Source organism: Rhodococcus sp. AH-ZY2, from assembly GCF_030916465.1.
Taxonomy (GTDB): domain Bacteria; phylum Actinomycetota; class Actinomycetes; order Mycobacteriales; family Mycobacteriaceae; genus Rhodococcus; species Rhodococcus ruber.
In genome coordinates this window covers 1,550,663-1,573,607 of the sequence record NZ_CP126458.1, presented here as the reverse complement: position 1 = coordinate 1,573,607, position 22,945 = coordinate 1,550,663, and the positions used below count along the sequence as shown (strand labels likewise).

The window sequence follows — 22,945 nt, the reverse complement described above, 5'->3', positions numbered from 1 at the left end:
CAACGAGGGGCTCTACGGCGCGGTGATCGCGTTCGCCATCACGCGGATCGCACTGACGATGCCGTCGATCAGGTCGCCCTGGCCGAACGACGAGATCGCCGCGGTCACGCCGAGCTGCGCGATCCGGTTGTCGACGCGGTCGGCGACGCCGCGTCCGCTGCGGATCTCGATGGCGCGCTGGTTCGGGTACACGGCGATGAGCACCGAGTTCGACGATTCCGGCGTGGTCGGGAACACCGCGTCGGTCGTGATCGCGGGATCTGCGGCGTCCGCGACGTACACGTTGAAGCGCACCTTCGTCGCCCGGGTGGCCTCGGTGAGCGCATCGTCGAGAGCGATCATGTCGCGGTCGCTGAACGGCGGGCCCTCGAACAGGCCGTCGAGGACACGGGTCCGGGAGATACGGCCGCTCGACGTCAGGGCCGCACCGTACGGCAGCTCCGCGGGAGCGACAGCCGTCCGGCTGTGCATCACGTCACCACTTGCCACTTGCCCTACCTCCGATCGGGTCGACCGGCGCGCCGGCGACGAGTTCATGATGCCCACCGTGATGGCCGTGCGTGGTGACCTCGTCGACCGCGCTCCACAGCATCGGCTCGTGGTCCCACTTCTCCCCGAGCTTGTACTCGGCGGGCCGCGTGCCCGGAATCGGCTTCGTGAAGACGGAGAAGACCCCGAATATCACGATGATCGCCACCGGGATGGCAACGAATATGAGGGTTGTCTCGAGAATGCTCACACCGCAAACGGTAGCCCAGCATGTCCGATCCCGGCGCGCTTGCCCCGACTTGCGGCGACGTCGGTCAGGCCGCGCCCTCGCCGAGGTACGGCAACCAGGTCGGATGCAACTCCGGCAGCGTCGCCAGCAGCCGCCAGTGCCTGCCCTTGGGGGGCACGAGCGCGGCGCGCAGCGTCCAGCCGAGTTCGCTGAGCAGCTTGTCGGCCTTGCGGTGATTGCACGACGCGCAGCACGCCACACAGTTCTCCCACGAGTGTTCCCCACCGCGGCTGCGTGGCACCACGTGGTCGATGGTCTCGGCCTTGGCGCCGCAGTAGGCGCACCGATTCCGGTCGCGGTGCATGAGCGCGGCACGCGTCATCGGCACCCGCGCGTGGTACGGCACGTGCACGAAGGTCCGCAGGCGGATCACCCACGGGATCTGCACGGCCCACTCCGCGGAGCGCACCAACGGGCCGAGCGGGTCGTCGTGCACGGTGTCGGCCTTGCCGCCGGCCATGAGCACGACCGCACGACGGGCGGGCAACGCGGTGAGCGGCTCGTAGGTGGCATTGAGCAGAAGTACGCGGCGTTTGACCCAATCCGGGACGGCGTCGTCGCGTACGACACACAGGGAGTTGGCCCCCGGCGCCCCGGTGGGGGCGTCGGCGGGCGGGAGTTGTCGATGTGCGCTGCGTCGGTGCTTCATACGACCTCCGGAAGACTGCTCACAAGTTGACCACGGATCTACGCACGTCGCACCCCGATTCTGCGGACTTTCCGGGTCGCGGAGGTGAACATCCGGTACCGGCGACATGCGGCTCGGGCGCGTCCCCACCGAACCGGCACAATGGACGAGCGAGAGGAACGGTGAGCAGAACCCATGAGTGACGAGCAGACCTTCTACGACGCGGTCGGCGGCGCCGAGACCTTCCACAAGCTCACGGCGCGGTTCTACGAGGAAGTGGCCAAGGACGAGATCGTCCGCCCGCTGTACCCCGAGGAGGACCTCGGGCCCGCGGAACGTCGCATGCGGATGTTCCTCGAGCAGTACTGGGGCGGACCGCGCACCTACTCGGACGAGCGCGGGCACCCGCGGCTGCGGATGCGCCACCACCCGTTCCGGATCGGTCCGCTCGAACGCGACGCCTGGTTGCGCTGCATGCACACCGCCATCGCCTCGATCGATTCGCAGACGCTCGACGACGCGCACCGCAGCCAGTTGATCGCGTACATGGAGATGGCGGCGGACTCGATGATGAACTCGCCGATCTGACGACGGGCCGGGGCGGCGACATTCGAGTCGTGGCCCACCTGTCGGTTTGGCACTATGGGTGGCTGTGAGCACTCCCCCCGGCACCCCTGAACAACGCTGGTGGGCGGACGCCGTCTTCTACCAGGTGTACCCCCGCTCGTTCGCCGACTCCGACGGAGACGGCGTCGGCGACCTCGACGGGATCCGCGACAAGCTCGGATACCTGGAGCTGCTGGGAGTCGACGCGATCTGGCTGAACCCGGTGATGCGCTCCCCGATGGCCGACCACGGCTACGACGTGTCCGATCCGCGCGACGTCGACCCCCTGTTCGGCGACCTGGCCGCCCTCGACGCCCTGATCGAGGCCGCGCACGCGCGCCGGATCCGTGTCGTGATGGACCTGGTCCCCAACCACACGAGCTCCGAACATCCCTGGTTCCGGGAGGCCCTGGCCGCCGCGCCCGGCAGCCCCGCGCGGGCCCGCTACCACTTCCGGGACGGACGCGGGCCGAACGGCGACCTGCCGCCGAACAACTGGCCGAGTGTGTTCGGCGGCCCCGCATGGTCCCGCGTCACCGACCCCGACGGCGCGCCCGGCCAGTGGTACCTGCACCTGTTCGCGCCGGAGCAGCCGGACCTGAACTGGCGCAACGACGAGGTGTTCGAGGACCTGGAGAAGACCCTGCGCTTCTGGCTCGACCGCGGCGTCGACGGCTTCCGCATCGACGTCGCGCACGGCATGGCCAAACCCGGCGGGCTGCCCGACTTCGACCACTGGGAACAGAACCGGCTGCTGCGGCACTTCGACGACGATCCCCGCTTCAACAACGCCGAGGTCCACGACATCCACCGCCGGATCCGCACGGTGCTCGACGAGTACCCGGACGCGGTGGCCGTCGGCGAGATCTGGGTGCACGACCATGTGCTGTTCTCGGAGTACCTGCGCCCCGACGAACTGCACCTGGCATTCAACTTCCATCTGGCACTCGCGAGCTGGGACGCCGCCCGGATCCGGGAGGCGATCGACACGTCGCTCGCCGCGGTCGCACCCATCGGTGGGGTCGCGACGTGGACGCTGTCCAATCACGACATCGAGCGTGAGGTGACCCGCTACGGCGGCGGGCCGCTCGGGCGCGACCGCGCGCGGGCGATGATCCTCGTCGAGCTGGCACTGCCCGGCGCGGCCTTCCTCTACAACGGTGCCGAACTCGGTCTGCCCAACGTCGACGACCTGCCCGAGGAGGTGCTGCAGGACCCGGTGTGGGAGCGGTCGGGGCACACCGACCGCGGCCGGGACGGGTGCCGGGTGCCGATGCCGTGGGAGGGCGCCCGGCCGCCGTTCGGCTTCACCACCGCAGCACAGACGTGGCTGCCGCAACCGGACGAGTGGTCCGAGCTGACCGTCGAGGCGCAACTCGAGGATGTCTCGTCCACCCTGTCGCTGTACCGGGCGGCGCTCGAGGCGCGACGGCGACGGCCGGAGTTCGACGGCCCCGACGTGGAGTGGTACGGCAGCCCACCCGGATGCCTGGCCTTCCGCCGGCCCGGGGGGCTGATCTGCGCCCTCAACACCACCGAGCACCCGGTGGAGATGCCGCCGGGCACGGTGATCCTGTCCAGCGCTCCGCTCGTGGACGGACAGCTGCGCGGCAACTGCGCGGCGTGGCTGATCTGACGGCACACTGCACGCCGACCGGGCCACTCACCCTGGTGCCGGCGGCGTCAGCGCACGCTGAGGCCGAGACCGCCCCCGCGACGGAGGTAGACCGATCCGTAGCGGGCGTCGAGCCGCAGCCACGTCGCCGTCGCCCGCACGCGCACCACCTCGGCCGGATCGATCCGGTCCAGGTCGATCTCCGCCGTCGCGCGGGCGCCGCCGGTGGGCACGAACCCCATCGCGTTGAGCGCGAACACCAGCCGCATCGGCACCCCGGCCCGCTCTCCCCCGCCGGCGACCTCGAGCACCTCCTGCGCGAGCAGCGACGACGGCGGTCCCTGTCCCTGCTCGCGGCTGAGCGCGACGCCGCGCTGCGCGAGGTCGACGAGAATGCGGGCGGGAACGTCGTCGAGGTGGACGTACCCGGTTTCCGGGGGCAGCGCGCCGCGCCACACCGAGTCCATCGCCCACCCGGGATCCACCCCGTCGTCGCCGGCGGCGACGAGGATCGCGCGCAGCCCGTCCGCGGCGACGGTCGTGTCCGGCGGGGCGACCGTGCCGCGCAGCACCCGGACGGCGAGGGCATCGAATCCGGTGTTCACCCAGGCCGAGAGGAGGCCGTCGCGCCGTTGCCGCAGCCGCACCACGGCGGCCTCGTCGAGACGGACCGCACGGGTGAGGAACGCGACGAGGTCGGCGCGGTCGACGGGGTCCGGGATCTGCAACCACCGTTCGGGTGCCGTCCCGGCCGCTCCGACGGCGTCAGTCACGACGCCACCGTTGCAGGTACTCGCGTTCGGGATCGGTGAGCCGGCGCAGCCGCTGGGTTCCGATGTCGAACGCCGCGATCTGGGTCGAGGCGACGACGGAGGCCGTGGCGTCGGCCGGCGCACCACCGGGCCGGACCTCGTAGCCGATGGTGAAGTCGACCGCCCGCACCCGCTCGATCCACATCAGCACGTCCAGGGGGCTGTCCTCGTGCCGCAACTGGCCGCGGTACCGCACGTGCAGGTCGGCGATCACGGCGCCTTCCCGCAGGTTCACGGTGGGCCGGCCGTCGGCGAACAACCACGGGATGCGGGCCTCCTCGAGGAGGGTGACCATGCGCGCGTGGTTGATGTGCTGGAACGCGTCCATGTCGGACCAGCGGACCTCCACCGCGGTGTGGAAGCCGAACTGTTCGGTCGCGTCGCTCACTGCGCGGTCCCCACGGCTCCACGGTGGTCGGCCCCGGCGTGCTTCAACTGTCTACCTCCTGTCGGGTGCGCCGGCGCGCACCATGCTCCTGACCTGACGCGCCGCCACGGACAGCGTCGCGAGGTCCAGGTTTCCAGACAGGAAGATCTCCTCGAGCGCCGACCTCGCGCGGCCGAGCCGCGAGCCGTTGGTCAGCTCCCAGTCCTCGATCATCTCGCGGGTGCTCTCGCCGGGTTCGGCCGTGGCGAGCACGTCGAGGGTGAGCGTGCGCAGCGACCCGTACAGCTCGTCGCGCAGGGCGAGCCGCGCCAGCGAGTGCCAGCGGTCGCCGCGTTCGAGGGACGTCACCGCCGAGAGCAGCCAGTCGATCCCCATGTGCGCGTCCATCGCGTAGTACAGCTCGGCGACCTCGGCCTCGTCCCGTTCGGCGATGTCGGCGATGTCGATCACGTCCAGCAGCGGGAACTGGTCGAGGAGGCGGAACACGTCCCACGTCAACTCCTCGGGGGCGCCGCGCGCGAGCAGCGGCTCGGCGCGCTCCTTCAGGTCCTGCACGTGGTGACCCTGCATCCACTCCCCCACGCGGGGGGCGAGCCGCGCGAACATCGCCCGGTACCGGCTGATCTCGGCGCCGACGGCCAGAGGTTGCGGCCGGTTCGACAGCAGCCACCGCGACGCCCGGTCGAGGACGCGGTGCGATTCGAGCAGCAGGTCGTCGGCGACGGCCGTGGTCGTGTCGGCGGAGCGGATACGGGCCCACACGCCGGGCAGGTCGAAGATCTCGGTGACGGCGGCGTAGGCGCGGATGGCGTCGGTGCTCGATGCGCCGGCCTCCTCGGAGAGCCGGTAGACGTAGCTGATCCCGCCGTTGTCGACGGTCTCGTTGGCGAGGATGGTCGCGACGATCTGCCGGCGCAGGGGGTGGGACCGGATGCCGGCGCGGAAGGGTTCGCGCAGTTGCCTCGGGAAATAGCCGGGTAGCCGTCCGGCGAAGGTCTCGCTGTCGGGCAGGTCGGTGTCGAGCAGGTCGTCGGCGAGGGCGAGTTTGACGTGGGCGAGCAGGGTGGACAGCTCCGGCGAGGTGAGTCCCTCACCTTCGAGGCGGCGCCGCTCGATCTCGGCGTCGCCGGGCAGCGCCTCGAGGGACCGGTCGATCCCGCGCTCGGCGACGAGATCGGCGATCAGCCGCTGGTGCACCGCGAGCATCGTGGGGGCGCCGGTGCGGGAGTAGCCGAGCAGGTTGTTCTGGGAAATGTTGTCCTCGAGGACGATTCGCCCGACCTCGTCGGTCATGGATTCGAGCAGCGGATTGCGGTCGGCGGCGGCGAGCGCGCCGGCGGTGACCATCGAGTCGAGCAGGATCTTGATGTTGACCTCGTGGTCGGAGCAGTCGACCCCGGCGGAGTTGTCGATCGCGTCGGTGTTGATCTTGCCGCCGGCCCGGGCGTACTCGATGCGGCCGCGCTGGGTGACGCCGAGGTTGCCGCCCTCCCCCACCACCCGGGCGCGGAGGGTGCCGCCGTTGACGCGGACCGCGTCGTTGCTCTTGTCGCCCACGTCGGCGTCGGTTTCGGGAGCGGCCTTGACGTACGTGCCGATGCCACCGTTCCACAGCAGGTCCACCGGGGCGCGCAGGATCGCGCGGATCAGTTCGGGGGGCGAGAGCTCGGTGACGTCGTTGTCGAGTCCGAGCACGCTCCGCACCTCGGCGCTGAGGGGGACGGACTTGAGGGAGCGCTCCCATACCCCGCCGCCGGTGCTTATCAGGTCCGTGTCGTAGTCGGCCCACGACGAACGGGGCAGCTCGTACAGGCGGCGCCGCTCGGCGTACGAAGCGGCGGGCTCCGGATCGGGATCGAGGAAGATGTGCCGATGGTCGAACGCGGCCACCAACCGGATGTGCGTGCTCAGGAGCATTCCGTTGCCGAACACGTCGCCGCTCATGTCGCCGATGCCGGCGACGGTGAAGTCCTCGCTCTGGGTGTCGACGCCCAGTTCACGGAAGTGCCGCTTGACGCTCTCCCAGGCTCCGCGGGCGGTGATGCCCATCGCCTTGTGGTCGTAGCCGGCGGAGCCGCCGGAGGCGAAGGCGTCGCCGAGCCAGAACCCGTACTCGCGGGCGACCTCGTTGGCGAGGTCGGAGAAGGTGGCGGTGCCCTTGTCGGCGGCGACCACGAGGTAGGTGTCGTCGCCGTCGCGGCGGACGACCCGCGGCGGCGGCACGGCCACACCCCGCGCGCGGTCGAGGTTGTCGGTGACGTCGAGCAGACCGGCGATGAACCGCCGGTAGCAGGCCTCGCCCTGCGCGCGGACCGCCTGTCGGTCGGCGGCCGCATCGCCGGTCGGCGAGACCGGACGCTTGACCACGAAGCCTCCCTTGGCGCCGACGGGGACGATGACGGCGTTCTTCACGGCCTGCGCTTTCGCGAGACCGAGGATCTCGGTGCGGAAGTCCTCCCGCCGGTCCGACCAGCGCAGGCCACCGCGGGCGACCGCCCCGAAACGCATGTGCACACCCTCGACGTCGGGGGCGTAGACGAACACCTCGAACTTCGGTCGCGGCTGGGGCAACTCGTCGATGCGGGTCGGGTCGAGTTTGAACGACAGGGCCCGGGCGGGTGCGGCGTCGGCGCGTGCGGGCGGGAGGGCCCCGTCGTCGCCCGACACGAAGTAGTTGGTACGCAACGTCGCCCGGATCAGGCCGAAGAGGCCGCGCAGGATCCGGTCGGCGTCGAGACCGACGACGGCGTCGATCCGGCCGGCCAGTTCGGCGGTGGTGTCCTGCTCGCGGTCGGCGGACGCCTCGTCCGGGTCGAACATCGCCTCGAACAGCTCCGCGAGCAGCGCGGTGGTGGCCGGGTCGGCGAGCAGGACTCCTTCGATGTGGTACTGGCTGTAGGGGAAGCCGGCCTGCCGCAGGTACTTGGCGTAGGCGCGCAGCATCATGGCCTGCCGCCAGCCCATTCCGGCCCGCAGGACCAGTTCGTTGAACCGGTCCGGTTCCGACAGTCCGTGCCACACGGCGGCGAACGCCGCGGTGAAGCGGGTGGTCACCTTCGGGTCGGGTTCGAGGTCGACGGGCAGGACCAGTCCGAAATCGTAGATCCAGCAGCTCATCCGGTCGGCGCGGATGATCTGGTACGGCCGCTCGTCGAGTACCTCGACGCCGAGGCTCTGCAGCACCGGCAGCACCTGGCTGAGGGTGATGCCCTCACTTCCGATGTAGAGCGTGAAACGCCAACGCCGTGGGTCGGCGCCGGGCCGCCGGTACAGCAGCAGGTCGATGCTGCCGTCCCGCAGCGCCTCGAGACGGGCGATGTCGGCCAGCGCCCGGTCTGCGTCGAAGTCCTCCTTGTAGCCGTCGGGCAGCACCTCCGCGTACCGCTGCACGAGCACGGGATCGACGGTGTGGTCGGTGGCGGCCAGGTCGGCGAGGTGATCGTCCCAGCTGCGGCTGGCCTCGGCGAGCAGGGCCTGGATGCGCAGCCGATTGTCCTCGGAGGTGTCGATCCGCGGCAGGGCCTGGCCCGGCGGCGTCCGGATGGTCACGTGCAGCAACGCCAGATCGCCCTCGGTGACCCGGGCGGTGTAGTGGATGGCACCTCCGCCGTACTCGCGCAGCAGGATCTGCTGCATCGCGACCCGCACGCGGGTGTTGTAGCGGTCACGGGGCAGGTAGATCAGGCACGAGACGAAGCGGCCGTAGGGATCGACCCGCACGAACAGCCGCAGTTGCCGGCGCATCGCGACGACCGCGGTGACGGTCTCGTGGAGGGTCTCGGTGTCGGCGGAGAACAGTTCCACCCGGGGCAGCGCCTGCAGCACCTCGAGCATGGCCTGTCCGGTGAACGACGACAGTTCCACGCCGGCGCGGGCCACCACCTCTCGTACCCGCCGGGCCAGCACCGGAATGTCGAGCACGTTCTCGTGCAGCGCGGTCACGGCGAGCACACCGAGGAACCGGTGCTCGCCGACGACCCGGCCGTCGGAGTCGAGAACGGCGACTCCCACGAAGTACGGGTACACCGAGCGGTGCACCGTGGCAGGCAGGGACGCCTGGGTGAGCACCAGCAGCGGGCGGTCGGCGGCCTCGACCGTTGCCGACATGTCGATCACGTCGTCGGCGGCCAGGTCGGAGCGCAGCACCCCGAGTCCGCTGCCCGGCACGGCGCGGGCATGGCGCGTTCCCGAGGCGTCGGCGACGACGTCGTAGCGCCGATAGCCGAGGACGGTGTAGTTGCCCCGCGCGAACCAGCGCAGCAGCGCCGCCGTCTCCCGCAGATCCTCCGCGGCGCGCCGCGGCGGCGGGTTCTCGGCGAGCGCGTCGAGTTCGGTGGCGAGATCGCGTTCCCGGACGAGCATTTCGGCGGTGTCCGCGCCGACCTGCCGGACGTCGGCGAGCACGCCCCCGATCTCGGTGCCGACCGCGTCGAGGGCGGCCTCGGCGGTGGCCGGATGCAACTGGACGTGTATCCACGACTCGGTGACGAAGCCGGACGGGGGCGTCGTGTCGGCCACCATCTCGCGCAGGCCGCCGTCCTCGTCGCGCCGGACGGACACGACGGGATGGACAAGTTCGCGGATGGCGACGCCGAGCCGGGTCAGCAGCGCGATGACGGATTCGACGAGCAGGGGCATGTCGTCGGTGACGATCTGCAGGGCGGCACCGATGTCCCATCGGTCGCCGGGCCGGTAGACGCGGGTCAGGACCTCGGCCTCGTGCCGCTGCCGGCCGAGGTCCAGGTGAGCGGCCAGGGCGCGCTCGGGGGCGTCGACGGTGTCCGCGTAGCGCCGGTAGCTGTCCTCGAGAGCGGATGCCGCGAGCTGCCGGTTCGGCGAAACCCCGTGGGGTGGGGCGGACTCGGCCATGGTGCTCACTCCCTCATTCGCGGCCGGAAACCGGCAGCGCCGCGGACAGGCTCTGGTGCGAGCCTATCCGCGGCGCCGGGTGTGAGGGGGGAATCCCGCGCCGGGCGGTCAGGCGACCGGGGCGGCGACGTACTCCTCGAGAACCGCCCGCTCCTCGGCGGACAGCGGCCGGGCGGTCTCCGTGCGCGGGTCGAACCCGACGAGCACCGCGTCCCCGGAGCCGCACGGGTGGCCCTGCACATCGGTGATCACGTGCCGCAGGGTGTACGAGCTGTTGCCCACATGCAGTACCGAGATGGCGACGGTGATCGGACCGGAGTCGTCCTTGAGCGGACGCAGGAACTCCACGTCCATCTTCCGCACCACCACGGCGCCGCGCGCGAACGGGCCGCTCTGCAGGAACTTGATCCGGGCTTCCTGCATGTACTCCACGAACTTCGTGTTGTTGACGTGCCCGAGGCGGTCGGAGTCGGCCCAGCGCACCTCCAGCGTGCAGGTGAAGGTCTTCCGCTCAGTCACGGGTGAGCTTCCGGTGGGTGACGCGGTGCGGACGCGCCGCCTCCGCTCCGAGCCGCTCGACCTTGTTGGCCTCGTACGACTCGAAGTTGCCCTCGAACCAGAACCACTTGCCCTCCTCGACGTTGCCCTCCCACGCGAGGATGTGGGTGCAGGTGCGGTCGAGGAACCAGCGGTCGTGGGAGATCACGACGGCACAGCCGGGGAACTTCTGCAGCGCGTTCTCGAGCGAGCTGAGGGTTTCGACGTCGAGGTCGTTGGTCGGCTCGTCGAGCAGGATCAGATTGCCGCCCTCCTTGAGGGTCAGCGCCAGGTTGAGGCGGTTGCGCTCGCCACCGGAGAGCACCTCGGCCTTCTTCTGCTGATCCGGTCCCTTGAAGCCGAAGGCGCTGACGTACGCCCGTGAGGGCATCTCGTTCTGGCCGACCTCGATGTAGTCGAGCCCGTCGGACACGACCTCCCAGACCGTCTTGTTCGGGTCGATGTTCGCGCGGGACTGGTCGACGTAGCTCAGCTTGACGGTGTCGCCGACCCTCACGGTGCCGGAGTCCGGCTTCTCGAGGCCGACGATGGTCTTGAACAGGGTGGTCTTGCCGACGCCGTTGGGGCCGATCACGCCGACGATGCCGTTGCGCGGCAGCGTGAAGGACAGGTCCTTGATCAGCACGCGGCCTTCGAACCCCTTGTCGAGGTGGTCGACCTCGACCACGACGTCGCCCAGGCGCGGCGGCGTCGGGATCTGGATCTCCTCGAAGTCCAGCTTGCGGAACTTCTCGGCCTCGGCGGCCATCTCCTCGTAGCGGGCCAGACGGGCCTTGTTCTTGGTCTGGCGGGCCTTGGCCCCGGACCGGACCCACTCGAGCTCCTCGCGCAGGCGCTTCTGCAGCTTCTGGTCCTTCTTGCCCTGCACCTCGAGGCGCTCGGCCTTCTTCTCCAGGTAGGTGGAGTAGTTGCCCTCGTACGGGTGCAGCTTGCCGCGGTCGACCTCACAGATCCACTGCGCGACGTGGTCGAGGAAGTACCGGTCGTGGGTGACGGCGAGGACGGCACCGGGGTAGCTCGCGAGGAACTGCTCGAGCCACAGCACCGACTCGGCGTCGAGGTGGTTGGTGGGCTCGTCGAGCAGCAGCAGGTCGGGCTTGCTCAGCAGCAGCTTGCACAGGGCGACGCGGCGGCGCTCACCGCCCGACAGGTGGGTGACCGGCTCGTCCGGCGGCGGGCAGCGCAGGGCGTCCATCGCCTGCTCGAGCTGCGAGTCGATGTCCCAGGCGTTGGCGTGGTCGAGTTCCTCCTGGAGCTTGCCCATCTCCTCCATGAGCTCGTCGGAGTAGTCGGTCGCCATCAGCTCGGCGATCTCGTTGAACCGGTCGAGCTTGACCTTGATCTCGCCGAGACCCTCCTCCACGTTGCCGCGGACGGTCTTGTCCTCGTTGAGCGGCGGTTCCTGCAGGAGGATGCCGACGGAGGCTTCGGGATCGAGGAAGGCCTCCCCGTTGCTGGGCTGGTCCAGCCCGGCCATGATCTTGAGGATGGACGACTTGCCCGCGCCGTTCGGTCCGACCACACCGATCTTGGCACCCGGGTAGAAGCTCATGGTGACGTCGTCGAGAATGACCTTGTCACCGTGCGCCTTGCGCACCTTCTTCATCGTGTAAATGAACTCCGCCATAGGTCCAGCGTATCGGGCCGACCCGCGGACACCACATCCCGGACGATCGGCCCGGTCGGTAAGACCCGGAAGCGGCCCGGCTACGAGGCGAACAGCCGCGCCACGAACGGGGTGGTGTCGGGCAGGGAACGGGTCATGGTCGTGTTGTGGCCGGCGACGTACACCCGATAGTCGATGTCGGCACCCGCCGCCAGCAGGTCGGCTGCGAGCCCGGCCGACAACGGCGCGGGGACCATCGTGTCGTGGATGCCCTGGGCGAGGAACATGGGGCGGTCGTACCCGCTGGTCGGGACGCCGAGGTAGTCGGTGAACACGGCGGGAAAGGGGCCTTCGGACAGGGGCCGCGCCGCGAGGTCGCCGACCCGGACGTCGCTGGCGAGCGCGTCGAGCTCGTTGTAGCAGAGTCGTTCGGCCGCATCGACGAACTCCCGCCCGGTGGGGGTCAGGTAGCTGTTCACGTCCAGGTCGGGATGGGCGGCGCGGAGTCCGGCGAAGATGTAGGAGCTGAACGCGACCAGACCTTCGAAACCCGGATCGGGGAATCCGGGCCCGCCGAAGGGGAACAGCCGCTCGAGGTTGGACGGCGCCCCGGTGGTGACCGTGCCGCGGAAGTCGAGTTCCGGCGCCCGCAACGAGGCCCGGTGTGCGGTGTGCAGCGCGGCGTGCCCGCCCTGCGACTGGCCGACGACGACCCACCGCGGCGACAGCGACGGCTCGGCGGCACGGCCCGCGCGCACGATGTCGACGACGCTGTTGGCGGCGCTCTGGCCGTCGAGGTAGGTGTGGACGCCGTCGGTGCCCAGTCCCGGGTAGTCGGCCGCCACGACGGCGTACCCCTGGGCTAGCCAGTGTTCGAGGTACGCGCGCTCGACGTCGGCGCGCGGATTCCGCGACGGTGCGCAGTCGTCGCCGATGCCGACGGTGCCGTGGGCGTAGGAGATCACCGGCCGGCCGCCCTCCGGGGCCGGGCCCGGAGGCACGAACAGCACTCCGGTGCCGACGGCCGGCGCACCGGAGCGCCACTCGGTGCGGTACGTGAGCCGCTGGGCGACCGCGGCGCCGGACACCGACAGTTCGGGTGGCAACGGTTCGACCGAGACGATCGCGCCGGGGTCGGCGGCTGCGGGTTCGGCCCCGGCGACGGGCGGAGTGAGCCCGCCCGCCAGCACCGCACCGACCGCACACAGCGCCCATCGCCACCGCCTGGTCCGGCCCATGAAAGTCCTCCGCTCGTCCGACGCGCGTGCCGGTCGTCGGCAGGCACCACCTCGCACGTCGGTCCCCGACCGTCCGGCGTTACCGGACGAATCGGGCGGTGACGAACCTCGTGGTGTCGGGGAGGGCCTCGAAGAGGGTGGCGAAGTGGTCGGCCGGATAGGTGCGGTAGTCGACGTCGGCGCCGCCGGCCCACAGGTCGGCGACGAGCTTGAACGACAACGGGGCCGGCACCATCCGGTCCTCCAGGCCCTGGCCCAGGAACAGGGGCCGGTCGTAACCGCGGGCCGGGACGCCGAGGTAGTCCGCGAGCGTGGCGCGCATCCGGTCGTCACCGAGCGGCCGGGACAACAGCTGCCCGACGGCCACACCGGCGGCGCGGTCCTCGAGCTCGCTGTAGCAGAGGCGCTCGGCGGCATCGACGAGTTCGCGTCCGACGGGCGTGAGGTAGCTGTTCACATCGACGTCGGGACGGGCCGTCCGCAGACCGGCCATGATGTACGCGCTGAACGAGACGAGCCCGTCGAGGTCGAGGTCGGGGAAGCCGGGCACACCGAACGGGAACAGCAGCTCGAGGTTGGACGGCGCACCGGTGGCGACCGCGCCGCGGAAGTCGAGCTCCGGCGCGCGCGCCGTGGCCCGGTGCGCGGTGTGCAGCGCCGCGTGCCCGCCCTGCGACTGACCGACGACGACCCAGCGGGGCGACAGGGACGGCTCCACTGCGCGCGCCGCCCGCACGATGTCGATCACGCTGTTCGCGGCCGTGGGCCCGTCGAGATATGTGTGCAGGCCGTCGGTGCCGAGTCCGGGGTAGTCGGCGGCCACCACGGCGTAGCCCTGCGACAGCCAGTGCGCGAGATACCGCTGTTCCCGGTCGACGCGTGGGTTGCGCGACGGGGCACAGTCGTCGCCGAGACCGACGGTGCCGTGGGCCCACGACACCACCGGACGGCCACCCTCGGGTGTCGGGCCCGGCGGCAGGAACAGCACCCCGGTGTCGACGGCGGCGGCACCGGAGCGCCACTGGGTGCGGTAGGTGAGCCGCTCCGCGACCGCAGCGCCCGGCACGGACAGCTCGGCCGGCAGCGGTTCCACGGACATCACCGCCCCGGGCACCGGTTCGGCGACCGCGACGGCCGGGCACAGCCCGGACGGGAACAACACGGCCGACGACGCGCGGTCGGGGACGGCGTGCCGGCCGCTGCGACGGTGCGATCCGGCACCCGGCGCGACCGGCTCGGGTCAGCCCACACGCTCGATCCGGGTCTTCAGGTGGGCCGGCATCTGCTGCATGCTGCTCTCGGTCCATTTCGGGAGATGATCGCCGAGGGGGACGTCGGCGACGAGGACGGCGACATGCGAGGTTCCTGCCAGCGTCACCTCGGTGCCGCCGTCGGCGGGCGCAAGCGTGAGCGTCCACAGGAACTCGATGCCCGCCCGGGGCGTCGACCGGACGACGATGCGTTCGTCGGGGACGACCTCGACGAACTCGACGTGATCCTCGAAATGCAGGCCCCGGAGTCCTCCGAACCACTGGGCGCTCGACCCGACACCGTCCGGGGTCGAGTGGACCTCCCGGACCGCCATGTTCGGGTGAGCGGACCACAGCTTCCCGATGTCGCGCGCGAACCCGAACACCTTCTCGACGGGGGCATCGATCGTGATGCTCTGCGCCGCACGCGCGCTCGGCGGCGCGGCCGGAGTCCGGGCACCCTCGACCCGTGCCTTCACGGTCGCGAGCATCCGTTCGATGTCACCCCCGCTCAACTTGAACATCAACTCCTCGACGGGCACCCCGACGACCGGAACGTCGAGTGTCCATTCGCAGTCCAAGGTCAGGCTCGTCGCGCCGTCCTGCGGCGCGAACGTGAAGGTCCAGACCGGTCCCATGCTGGATCGGGCCACGATGCGCTCGCCGGGGACGACCTCGGTGTACTCCACGCGTCCTTTCAGGTGCAGGCCCAGCAGCTTCTCGAACCACTCGGCACTCGTCCCGACCCCGTCCGGGGTGAGGTCGACGTCCCTCACTGCGCAGTCGGGAAAGCAGACCCACAACTTCCCGACGTCCTTCGCGAACTCGAACACCTCCGCCACGGGCGCCTCGATCGTGGTGGTGCGGCTCATCTTCGCCATCGGTCCGATCCCTTCCGTCCTGACTGTCACCGAATTACGGCCGCCGGATCACACGTTTCGCACGCTACGCTCCGCCGGCCACCCGGAGCTCGGGATCGGCCGGTTGTGGTCTCGATGTCACCGCTCCGTGGGCCCAGGCTGCTGTGCTGTTCGACGATCTTCGAACAGCACTCCGTACGTTGGTTTCCCGACCTTCCAGCGGAAGGGCCGTATCGTCCGAGCGCATGGCATGGTTGGTGTTCGGAGTTCTGGCGCTGATGGGGCTGGTGGCGGGCGTGGTGGTGCGACAGCGAGACCGGGTGGAACGCGCTTCCGGGTTTCCGTGGTTCTGGGTGGCATTCCCGGCGACCTGCATCGTCATCGCGGCTGCGGTGAGTGTCTTCGCATGGCCTCAGGTGCTGACCGGCTCGGGCAGTTACTGGTGGGATCCGCCCACCGTGAATCAGCCGGGTTTGCAGTTCCTGTCGAACGAGCAGTACCAGCGGTTCATGACATTGCGTCGGTGGAGATGGGTACTACCTGCGATATCACTCGTGGGAATTGCCTTGTGCGTGTGGACCTGGCGGCGACGCCACGTGTGACCCCGCCCTTGTGATGGTCCCGCACAGCAACAGAGGTATCGCTGTGGGCGCGGCGGTACCGGTTACGAGGAGACGCGCCATGATGAGACACACACTCGACTTCGGTAGCCCGTTGCCCCCGGGCTGGACCACACTCGACGACCAGAACCGGTACTGGGATCAGTTCACCGACCGGTTCAGGTTCCGGCCTGGTCTTACCGAGTCGGATTGGCCGGCGATGGCAGAACCGACACCGTCGATCACGTTCGATCTCACCGCGCCTGCCGACATCGCAGGCGCGTGGCAGAGCCGCTTCGATGCGATCAACGCCGAAGCGTTACGTTGTTTCGTCTCCGATTTCCCCGAGGACCCGATGTTCGTGGTGCTGGACTGGCAGCACACCTGCTATCGGCTCGATACGGCCGTGCATGCCGCCACCCCGGACACCGAGTGGCGGGTTCCGGTCTACCCCAACGGCGACTACCACCTCTTTCTGCGCGACGACCTCAGCGAGGGCACGTTCGGACACCCGTGGGAGCAGACCCTGTGCGTGTTCGGCGAACGTCCTGTCGGTTCATTGGGCCGGACCCTCGCGACGTGGCTGCCTGTCATACGGATCGACGGCCGTCGACCCGACGCCCTGTAACACAACAGCACACCACTCGCGCACCGCGGGACGGGGCCACGACATCGGCCCGGACTGTGCGAAGCCCTCGCCACCTGTCGAGAAGGCGACACCCTCATCGTCGCCGGATTCGGCTGACTGGGCCGATCCGCCGGCGACCACAGTCTTCGCGCCGGCCTCGTGCAGGTCGAACATCTTGCGGCCCTGCGCCCGCGTCAGCTGACGCGTCGACCCGCAGCAGCCTCGACAATCACCGGGCCCCGCACGAACAGCGGCTCTACCCGCCGAACAGGGTCGCCGCGAACGGCGTGGTGGCCGGCAGTGCGTCGAACATGGTCTCGGAATGCCCGTTGGGGTAGGTGCGGTAGTCGACGTTTGTACCCCCGGACCACAGGTCGGCGACGAGCTTGAACGACAGCGGCGCCGGCACGACCTGATCGCGCAATCCCTGGCCGAGGAACAGCGGCCGGTCGTAGCCACGGGTGGGCACTCCCATGTAGTCGGCGAGGGCCGCGCGCATGCGGTCGTCGCCGAGCGGGCGGGCGAGGATTTCCCCCACTCCGATGCCGTCGACGCGGTCGCTGAGTTCGGCGTAGCAGAGCCGCTCCGCGTCGTCGACCACGTCCCGTCCGACCGGGGTGAGGTAGCTGTTCACGTCCACGTCGGGCCGTGCGACTCGCAGACCGGCCAGGACGTAGGACAGGAACACGGTGGTGCCGTCGAGGCCCAGATCCGGAAAGCCGGGACCGCCGAACGGGAACAGCGTCTCGAGGTTCGACGGCGCGCCGGTGGCGATCATGCCGCGGAAGTCGAGTTCGGGGGCCCGCGACGTCGCCAGGAGCGCGGTGTGCAGGGCCGCGTGGCCGCCCTGCGACTGGCCGATCACGATCCACCGGTTCGACAGCGACGGCTCGGCGGCGCGGGCGGCCCGGACGACGTCGACGACGCTGTTCGCGGCACTCGGCCCGTCGAGGTAGGTGTGGAGCCCGTCGCTGCCCAGGCCGGGATAGTCGGAGGCGACCACGGCGTAGCCCCGGGACAGCCAGTGTCCGAGATATGCCCGGTCGCGGTCGGTGCGCGGGTTGCGCGACGGGGCGCAGTCGTCGCCGACGCCGACGGTGCCGTGGGCCCACGACACGACCGGCCAGCCACCCTCGGGCGCCTGACCCGGAGGCAGGTACAGGACACCCGAGGCGGTCGTCGACGCACCCGATCGCCACTGGGTGCGGAAGGCCAGTCGCTCGGCCGTGGCCGCTCCCGGCACCGACAGCTCACCGGGCAGTGACTCGACCGCGACCACCGTGCCGGGCCCGGGTTGCGCGCCGGCCGTCGCGGGCACGACCAGCCCGGCCGCCACGGCCCCGATGCACGCGAGCGCCCGCAGCCGCCACCCGATTCCCCTCATCGTGTCCTCCCGTCGTCGGTGCAGGCGCTCGAACCTACAGGCGCTCAAACCTAGCAGCGGCGCCCAGCCGGACAGGACGTTTCGGGCACGGTGACGCCGGGCATCTTCCGAGGCATGACGACTTTCCCGGCGAGCTCGACGACCCCACAGGCCACCGCCGCCGATCGGCTCCGCGTCGCAGGCGTCGCCGTGTCGGCGATCGCCGCGGTCGCTCTGTCCTTCCTCGGTTCCGGGGCCGTGGTGGGCACACCGATCTCCGAGGTGGCCGACGGGGCGCTCTCCGCCGATGCGACGGCGGTGGCGCCGGGCGGTCCGGCATTCGCGATCTGGTCGGTGATCTACGCGGGTCTGCTGGCGCTCGCGGTGTGGCAGGCGCTGCCCGCGCACCACGCCGACCCCCGCCAGCGGGCGCTCGGCTGGTGGATCGCCGCGTCGATGCTGCTCAACGCCGCGTGGATCCTCGTCGTGCAGCTCGAACTGCTCGCGCTCAGCGTCGCGGTCATCGTCGCGCTGCTGGCCGTGCTGGTCCGGATCTTCCTCGGCCTGACCCGCACCGCGCCGTCGTCCCGCGTGGAAGCGGTCGTCGTGGACGGCACGATGTTCCTGTACCTGGGCTGGGTCGCGGTGGCCACCGTCGCGAACACGGCGGCGGCGCTGCGCGCCGCGGACGTCGACCCGTTCTCGCTGGGCGCCGACGCCTGGGCGGTGATCGTCCTGGTCGCGGTCGCCGCGGTGTCGGTGCTCCTGGCCATCGCCGGGCACGGGCGGCTCGCCGTCGCCGCGGCCATGGCGTGGGGCCTGGTGTGGATCGCGGTGGCCCGCAGCGGCGACACCGGATTCACCTCAGTCCCGGCCGCCGTCGCGGCGGGCGGCGCGGCGGCCGTGGCGGTGCTGTCCGCGGTGATCGTGCGGCTGCGCACCGAGGCCGCGCGGCGGCGGCGCACCGACACCGCGCGGCGCCGGCGAACCTAGTGGCCCTCGTGGTCCCGCCGCGCCAGCTCGGCGAACATCGCGTTGTGGGCGGCGAGATCGGCGTCGTCGTCGCGCTCGGCGGCGCGGTCCACCCGTCGCGCGGTGCGCTCGTCGCTGCGCGACCACTGCACCAGCAGCGCCAGCATGACCAGCACCAGCGGGATCTCCCCCGCCGACCAGGCGATACTGCCCCCCACCTTCTGATCGGCGAACAGGTCGCTGTTCCAGGCCAGGCCGAGCCCGCGATAGTAGGACTCCGCCATCACCGAGCCCATGCTCATCAACGTCACGCCGAAGAACGCGTGGAACGGCAGGGAGCCGAACACCATCGCCAGCTTCGTCACCGGCGTCACGTCCCGCGGCGACGGGTCCACGCCGATCACGACCCAGTAGAACAGGTAGCCGCTGATCAGGAAGTGCAGGTTCATCAGCACGTGCGCGGCATGGCTGTCGGCGTTGGCCTCGAAGATCCCACCCAGGTACAACGCGTAGAAGCCGCCGACGAACATCACCGACGCGACGACCGGATGGGTGAAGAACCGCGACGGCGGGCTGTGCAGGAACGCGAGGAGCCATTCCCGCGGGCCGGGGTAGCCGTCGCGGCCCGCCGGTTTGAAGGCCCGCAGCGCCAGGGTCATCGCCCCGCCGAGGGCGAGCAGCACGGGCGCCAGCATCGACATCGCCATGTGGGCGCCCATGTGGACGCTGAACATCGCCGGCGAGTACATGCCCACGCCCGACGACGTGGCGACCAGCAGCACGAAGCAGCCGGAGAACCAGGCGATCGACCGGCCGACGGGCCAGCTGTCGCCGCGCCGGCGCAGCGTCCACAGCCCGATCGCGTAGGCGACCGCGAGGACGAGGGCGATCGTGCCGAAGATCAGGTCGAAGCGCCACGCCCCGAAGAAGAGGGTGCCGAGTGTCGGGGGGCCGTCCAGGTTGTAGCCCAGCTCCACCTCGAGCAGCGACGGCACCGTCGCGGGCGGGGGCGGCGGGGTGCGGCCCAGCCCGACGGCCAGGCCGACCGTGGCGGCCAGGATGACGGCCTCGACGGCCGCGAACCGGACGAGCGCGCCCCGATCGTCGGGGTTCGCCTCGAGCGCGGGCAGCGCACGGCGCCGCTGCATCCACCCGAGGACACCCAGGGCGATCAGTGCCAGCGCCTTGGCCACGATCAGCCGGCCGTAGGTGCTGGTGAGCAGCTCGTCCGCGGGCAGCCGGACCGCGGCGTTGACGACCCCGCTCAGGGCCATCACCGCGAACGCCAGCCCGGCGACGAACGAGAACCGGCGGGCCGCGAGGTCGGTGTGCGTGCCGCGGCGCCACCCGTGGGCGAGCAGGGCGAACAACCCGCCCGCCCACACCGACGCCGCGACCAGGTGCAGCACGAGACTGTTGGTGGCCATGTCGTGCGACCCGCCCGACGACGAGTGCCCGGTCAGGGCCAGCGGCATCAGGGTCACCAGCGACAGCAGCAGCAGGTACGGCACCCACGACCAGCGCACCGCGGCGCGGATCAGCACCGCCAGGATCAGGGCGAGCGCCGACGTCCACGCCCACGCGAGCGCCGTGTCGACCTGCCCGATCGCGCCCCACAGGTTCTCCGGCTTCAGCGCCTCGGCCAGCGGCTGCCCGGAGGTGTCGGACAGGGTCAGCGGCACCAGCACCGCCGAGCACAACGCCCAGATCAGGGCGGCGGCGCCCGCGGTCCGCACGGCCCGGTAGCCGCCCACGTCCAGCACCCCGCTGCGCTGCGGCGGCACCAGGAACGCGGCGAAGAACAACGATCCGACCGCGGCGACGGCCGCGACCTCCGCGATCGCGCGCACCGCGGGCAGTCCGTAGGTGGTGAGCGGTCCCGGGTCCGGGATGCCCAGCAGCACCAGCGCCTGCGCGGCGGACAGACCGACCACGATCGGCGCGACGACCGCGGCGACGAGCCCGAGGAGGACGTACAGTGCCGACGTGTTGCGCCGCCCGGCCGGCGGCGAGGAGGTCGGCGCGGCCGACGCGAGCTCGGGTGATGCCATAGGTACCAGGGTAGGACCTCGGCGAGCGCCGCTACGACGCACCGTCGGAGACGTGCGCCACCCACCCGGCGACCGGGTCGAGATCGAACACCACGCGCAGGGCGTCGAGGGTGTCGGCCGCGTGCAGAGCGTCGCAGTGCGGCAGCGCTGCCGCCATGGGCCCCGTCTCGGGACGGTAGCCGGGCCGGCCGGCCCGCGGGTTCAGCCACACCAGCCGGTGGGCGCGGCGACGGATCCGCGCGACGGCCCGGCCGAGCGCCTGCGGATCGTCGCTGTCCCACCCGTCGGAGGCGACGAACACGACGGCGCCGCGCAGCAGGTTGCCGTGGTGGGAGGCGAGCAACGCCTCGAGGCTCCCGGCGATGTGGGTGCCGCCGTAGCGGTCGACGACCGTGTCGTTGGCGCGGGCGACGGCGTGCTCGGCGGAGCGGTGCGCCAGGGTCGCGGTGAGCCGGGTCAGGCTCGTGGAGAACGCGAACACCTCGGCGTCGCCGGCGCGCACCGCGGCCCGCATCAGGTGCAGGTAGGTGTCGGCGTAGCCGTGCATGGACCGGCTCACGTCGCACAGCACCACGATCCGGCGCGGCCGGCGGATCGGCCGCGCCCGGCACAGACGGATCAGCTCGAACCCGGTGTGCCGGGAGGCGGCGAGGGTGGCCCGCACGTCGAGGCGGCCGTGGTGGTGCGGCGTGCGGCGGCGGCCGAGGCGCCGCGGCCAGCGCACCCGGGCCTGCTCGAGCCACTGCCCCAGCAGGCGCAGGTCCTCGGGCCGGAGGTCGCCGAACGGTTGGTCGGCGACGATCTCGACGGGGCTCGGCGCCCATGGCCCGGGCCGGCCCGTCTCGCCGGGTCCGCCGGATCGACGCGGGGCGCCGGTGTGCCACGGCACACCGGACTGCGGCGCCCCCGGCGGCGCGTGCGGCGCCGGCACGGTGGTCTCCCCCGCGCCCGTCGCCCCGTCGGGTCCGGTGCGCCGGGCGTGCGGGTCGACGGCGAGCGCCTGCTGGTCGAAGACCTCGGCGAAGACGGCGTCGAATGCCTCGAGCGCGTCCTGCCGGTCGACGAGGGCGATCCGCGCCGTCCAGTACAGGCGACTGCGGGTGCGCGGCGGGTGCAGGCGCAGTGCCCGCACCAGGGTCGCGGTGGCGGTCGCGGCGACGGGCACGCCGGCGCGGCGCAACCGGTCGGTGAGCGCCACGGTGAACGCGGCGAGGTCGACGCCGCGCAGCAGCAGCGCGCTGCTCACGCGCGGAACTCCTCGTATTCGGCGCGGATGGTGGTCCGGTCGTCGGGGGTCTTGGCGAGCGCGGTCAGTGTCGCCACCGCGCCCGGGTGGACCAGATCCGCCACTCCGAGCGCCACGAGTGCGGACACCCAGTCGATGGTCTCGGCGATGCCCGGCGCCTTGTCCAGGTCCAGCCGGCGCACGGAGGCGACGAAGTCGGCGGCCGATTCGACCAGCGCGAGGTTCGCGGCGGGGACGGTGCGGCGCAGGATCGCCACGGCGCGGTGCCGGTCCGGATAGTCGATCCAGTGGTACAGGCAGCGCCGGCGCAGCGCGTCGTGCAGGTCGCGGCTGCGGTTGGAGGTGAGCACGACGATCGGGGGCCGAGCGGCGGCGAGGGTGCCGAGTTCGGGGATCGTGACCGAGTACTCGCCGAGGAACTCGAGCAGCAGCGCCTCGAATTCGTCGTCGGCCCGGTCGATCTCGTCGATGAGCAGCACCGGGACGGTGGGCCCGCGGTGGCGCACGCAGCGCAGCACCGGCCGTTCGAGCAGGAACTCCTCGGTGTAGAGGTCGGCCTCGCGCAGCGTCTCGCCGCGGGTTTCCGCGAGCCGGATCGCGAGCAGCTGCCGCTGGTAGTTCCAGTCGTAGAGGGCCTCGCTCGCGGCGAGACCCTCGTAGCACTGCAACCGGATCAGCTCGGTGCCCACGGCGGCGGCGAGGGCCTTGGCGGCGGTGGTCTTGCCGACGCCGGGTTCGCCCTCGAGCAGCAGCGGCCGGCCGAGTTCCACCGCGAGATACAGGGCGGTGGCGGTGCCCTCGTCGAGCAGGTAGTCCCGGTCGTCGAACCGGCGGACGACGTCGTCGACGTCGGCGAACACGCTCATCGGCCGGCTCCC

The 22,945-nt window shown here is 71.1% G+C and carries 20 protein-coding genes; 5 read left to right on the top strand and 15 right to left on the bottom strand.

Features of this window, described 5'->3' with window-relative positions; genetic code table 11:
• Nucleotides 1-12: 12 nt before the first annotated feature.
• From QNA09_RS08365 to QNA09_RS08355, 3 genes are all read right to left on the bottom strand, one after another.
• Nucleotides 13-489, bottom strand: coding sequence for a DUF5130 family protein (locus tag QNA09_RS08365; RefSeq protein ID WP_026138056.1), 477 nt, complete (start codon nucleotides 487-489; stop codon nucleotides 13-15).
• Entirely contained in the window at nucleotides 476-739 is a 264-nt protein-coding gene (locus tag QNA09_RS08360; RefSeq protein ID WP_003937126.1) for a hypothetical protein, read from the bottom strand. The genes QNA09_RS08365 and QNA09_RS08360 overlap by 14 nt, the downstream gene beginning before the upstream one ends.
• A 64-nt stretch (nucleotides 740-803) precedes the next feature.
• Nucleotides 804-1,427, bottom strand: coding sequence for an HNH endonuclease (locus QNA09_RS08355; RefSeq protein ID WP_010596404.1), 624 nt, complete (start codon nucleotides 1,425-1,427; stop codon nucleotides 804-806).
• Between the two features lie 174 nt (nucleotides 1,428-1,601).
• Here QNA09_RS08355 and QNA09_RS08350 point away from each other — a divergent pair, with 174 nt between their 5' ends.
• Complete coding sequence (locus QNA09_RS08350; protein ID WP_010596403.1) at nucleotides 1,602-1,994, top strand: globin; 393 nt, start codon at nucleotides 1,602-1,604, stop codon at nucleotides 1,992-1,994.
• 64 nt (nucleotides 1,995-2,058) lie between these two features.
• On the top strand, nucleotides 2,059-3,648 hold the full coding sequence (locus QNA09_RS08345; protein ID WP_017681997.1) for a glycoside hydrolase family 13 protein: 1,590 nt from the start codon (nucleotides 2,059-2,061) through the stop codon (nucleotides 3,646-3,648).
• 47 nt (nucleotides 3,649-3,695) lie between these two features.
• Here the strand turns inward: QNA09_RS08345 and QNA09_RS08340 are convergent, their stop codons facing one another.
• The 8 genes from QNA09_RS08340 to QNA09_RS08305 form a co-directional block, all read right to left on the bottom strand.
• Nucleotides 3,696-4,400, bottom strand: a complete 705-nt coding sequence (locus QNA09_RS08340) for a hypothetical protein (protein ID WP_010596400.1) — start codon at nucleotides 4,398-4,400, stop codon at nucleotides 3,696-3,698.
• Nucleotides 4,393-4,827 (bottom strand): thioesterase family protein, encoded by a 435-nt coding sequence (locus tag QNA09_RS08335; protein WP_010596399.1) that lies wholly within the window; start codon nucleotides 4,825-4,827, stop codon nucleotides 4,393-4,395. The genes QNA09_RS08340 and QNA09_RS08335 overlap by 8 nt, the downstream gene beginning before the upstream one ends.
• A gap of 51 nt (nucleotides 4,828-4,878) precedes the next feature.
• Nucleotides 4,879-9,696: an NAD-glutamate dehydrogenase gene (locus QNA09_RS08330; RefSeq protein WP_238424148.1), complete on the bottom strand. Its 4,818-nt coding sequence runs from the start codon at nucleotides 9,694-9,696 to the stop codon at nucleotides 4,879-4,881.
• A 108-nt stretch (nucleotides 9,697-9,804) separates the two neighbouring features.
• Nucleotides 9,805-10,215 (bottom strand): thioesterase family protein, encoded by a 411-nt coding sequence (locus tag QNA09_RS08325; protein ID WP_010596396.1) that lies wholly within the window; start codon nucleotides 10,213-10,215, stop codon nucleotides 9,805-9,807.
• The gene (gene ettA / locus QNA09_RS08320; RefSeq protein ID WP_017681995.1) at nucleotides 10,208-11,881 is read right to left on the bottom strand and encodes an energy-dependent translational throttle protein EttA; all 1,674 of its coding nucleotides are present in this window, start codon (nucleotides 11,879-11,881) and stop codon (nucleotides 10,208-10,210) included. The genes QNA09_RS08325 and ettA overlap by 8 nt, the downstream gene beginning before the upstream one ends.
• Before the next feature lie 80 nt (nucleotides 11,882-11,961).
• The gene (locus QNA09_RS08315) at nucleotides 11,962-13,098 is read right to left on the bottom strand and encodes a lipase family protein (protein WP_010596394.1); all 1,137 of its coding nucleotides are present in this window, start codon (nucleotides 13,096-13,098) and stop codon (nucleotides 11,962-11,964) included.
• A 79-nt stretch (nucleotides 13,099-13,177) separates the two neighbouring features.
• A complete protein-coding gene (locus tag QNA09_RS08310; RefSeq protein ID WP_203011673.1) occupies nucleotides 13,178-14,260 on the bottom strand; it encodes a S9 family peptidase in 1,083 nt (360 codons plus the stop codon).
• 78 nt (nucleotides 14,261-14,338) lie between these two features.
• A complete protein-coding gene (locus tag QNA09_RS08305; protein WP_010596392.1) occupies nucleotides 14,339-15,229 on the bottom strand; it encodes an SRPBCC family protein in 891 nt (296 codons plus the stop codon).
• A gap of 224 nt (nucleotides 15,230-15,453) precedes the next feature.
• Here QNA09_RS08305 and QNA09_RS08300 point away from each other — a divergent pair, with 224 nt between their 5' ends.
• Both QNA09_RS08300 and QNA09_RS08295 read left to right on the top strand, forming a co-directional pair.
• On the top strand, nucleotides 15,454-15,810 hold the full coding sequence (locus QNA09_RS08300; RefSeq protein ID WP_010596391.1) for a hypothetical protein: 357 nt from the start codon (nucleotides 15,454-15,456) through the stop codon (nucleotides 15,808-15,810).
• Nucleotides 15,811-15,889: 79 nt separating this feature from the next.
• Complete coding sequence (locus QNA09_RS08295) at nucleotides 15,890-16,435, top strand: DUF2716 domain-containing protein (protein WP_010596390.1); 546 nt, start codon at nucleotides 15,890-15,892, stop codon at nucleotides 16,433-16,435.
• Nucleotides 16,436-16,691: 256 nt separating this feature from the next.
• Here QNA09_RS08295 and QNA09_RS08290 read toward each other — a convergent pair whose 3' ends face one another.
• On the bottom strand, nucleotides 16,692-17,819 hold the full coding sequence (locus QNA09_RS08290) for a S9 family peptidase (protein ID WP_010596389.1): 1,128 nt from the start codon (nucleotides 17,817-17,819) through the stop codon (nucleotides 16,692-16,694).
• A gap of 114 nt (nucleotides 17,820-17,933) precedes the next feature.
• On the opposite strand from QNA09_RS08290, the gene QNA09_RS08285 reads away from it, so the two are divergent.
• Nucleotides 17,934-18,791, top strand: coding sequence for a tryptophan-rich sensory protein (locus tag QNA09_RS08285; protein ID WP_017681991.1), 858 nt, complete (start codon nucleotides 17,934-17,936; stop codon nucleotides 18,789-18,791).
• Here QNA09_RS08285 and QNA09_RS08280 read toward each other — a convergent pair.
• Genes QNA09_RS08280 through QNA09_RS08270 form a run of 3 tightly spaced genes read right to left on the bottom strand, consistent with a single transcriptional unit; the run spans nucleotide 18,788 to nucleotide 22,933 of the window.
• The gene (locus QNA09_RS08280) at nucleotides 18,788-20,821 is read right to left on the bottom strand and encodes a cytochrome c oxidase assembly protein (RefSeq protein ID WP_017681990.1); all 2,034 of its coding nucleotides are present in this window, start codon (nucleotides 20,819-20,821) and stop codon (nucleotides 18,788-18,790) included. The genes QNA09_RS08285 and QNA09_RS08280 overlap by 4 nt on opposite strands.
• A gap of 31 nt (nucleotides 20,822-20,852) precedes the next feature.
• Complete coding sequence (locus tag QNA09_RS08275; RefSeq protein WP_010596386.1) at nucleotides 20,853-22,067, bottom strand: VWA domain-containing protein; 1,215 nt, start codon at nucleotides 22,065-22,067, stop codon at nucleotides 20,853-20,855.
• Nucleotides 22,064-22,933, bottom strand: coding sequence for a MoxR family ATPase (locus QNA09_RS08270; protein ID WP_010596385.1), 870 nt, complete (start codon nucleotides 22,931-22,933; stop codon nucleotides 22,064-22,066). Before QNA09_RS08270 ends, QNA09_RS08275 begins: the two co-directional genes overlap by 4 nt.
• Nucleotides 22,934-22,945: the final 12 nt, after the last annotated feature.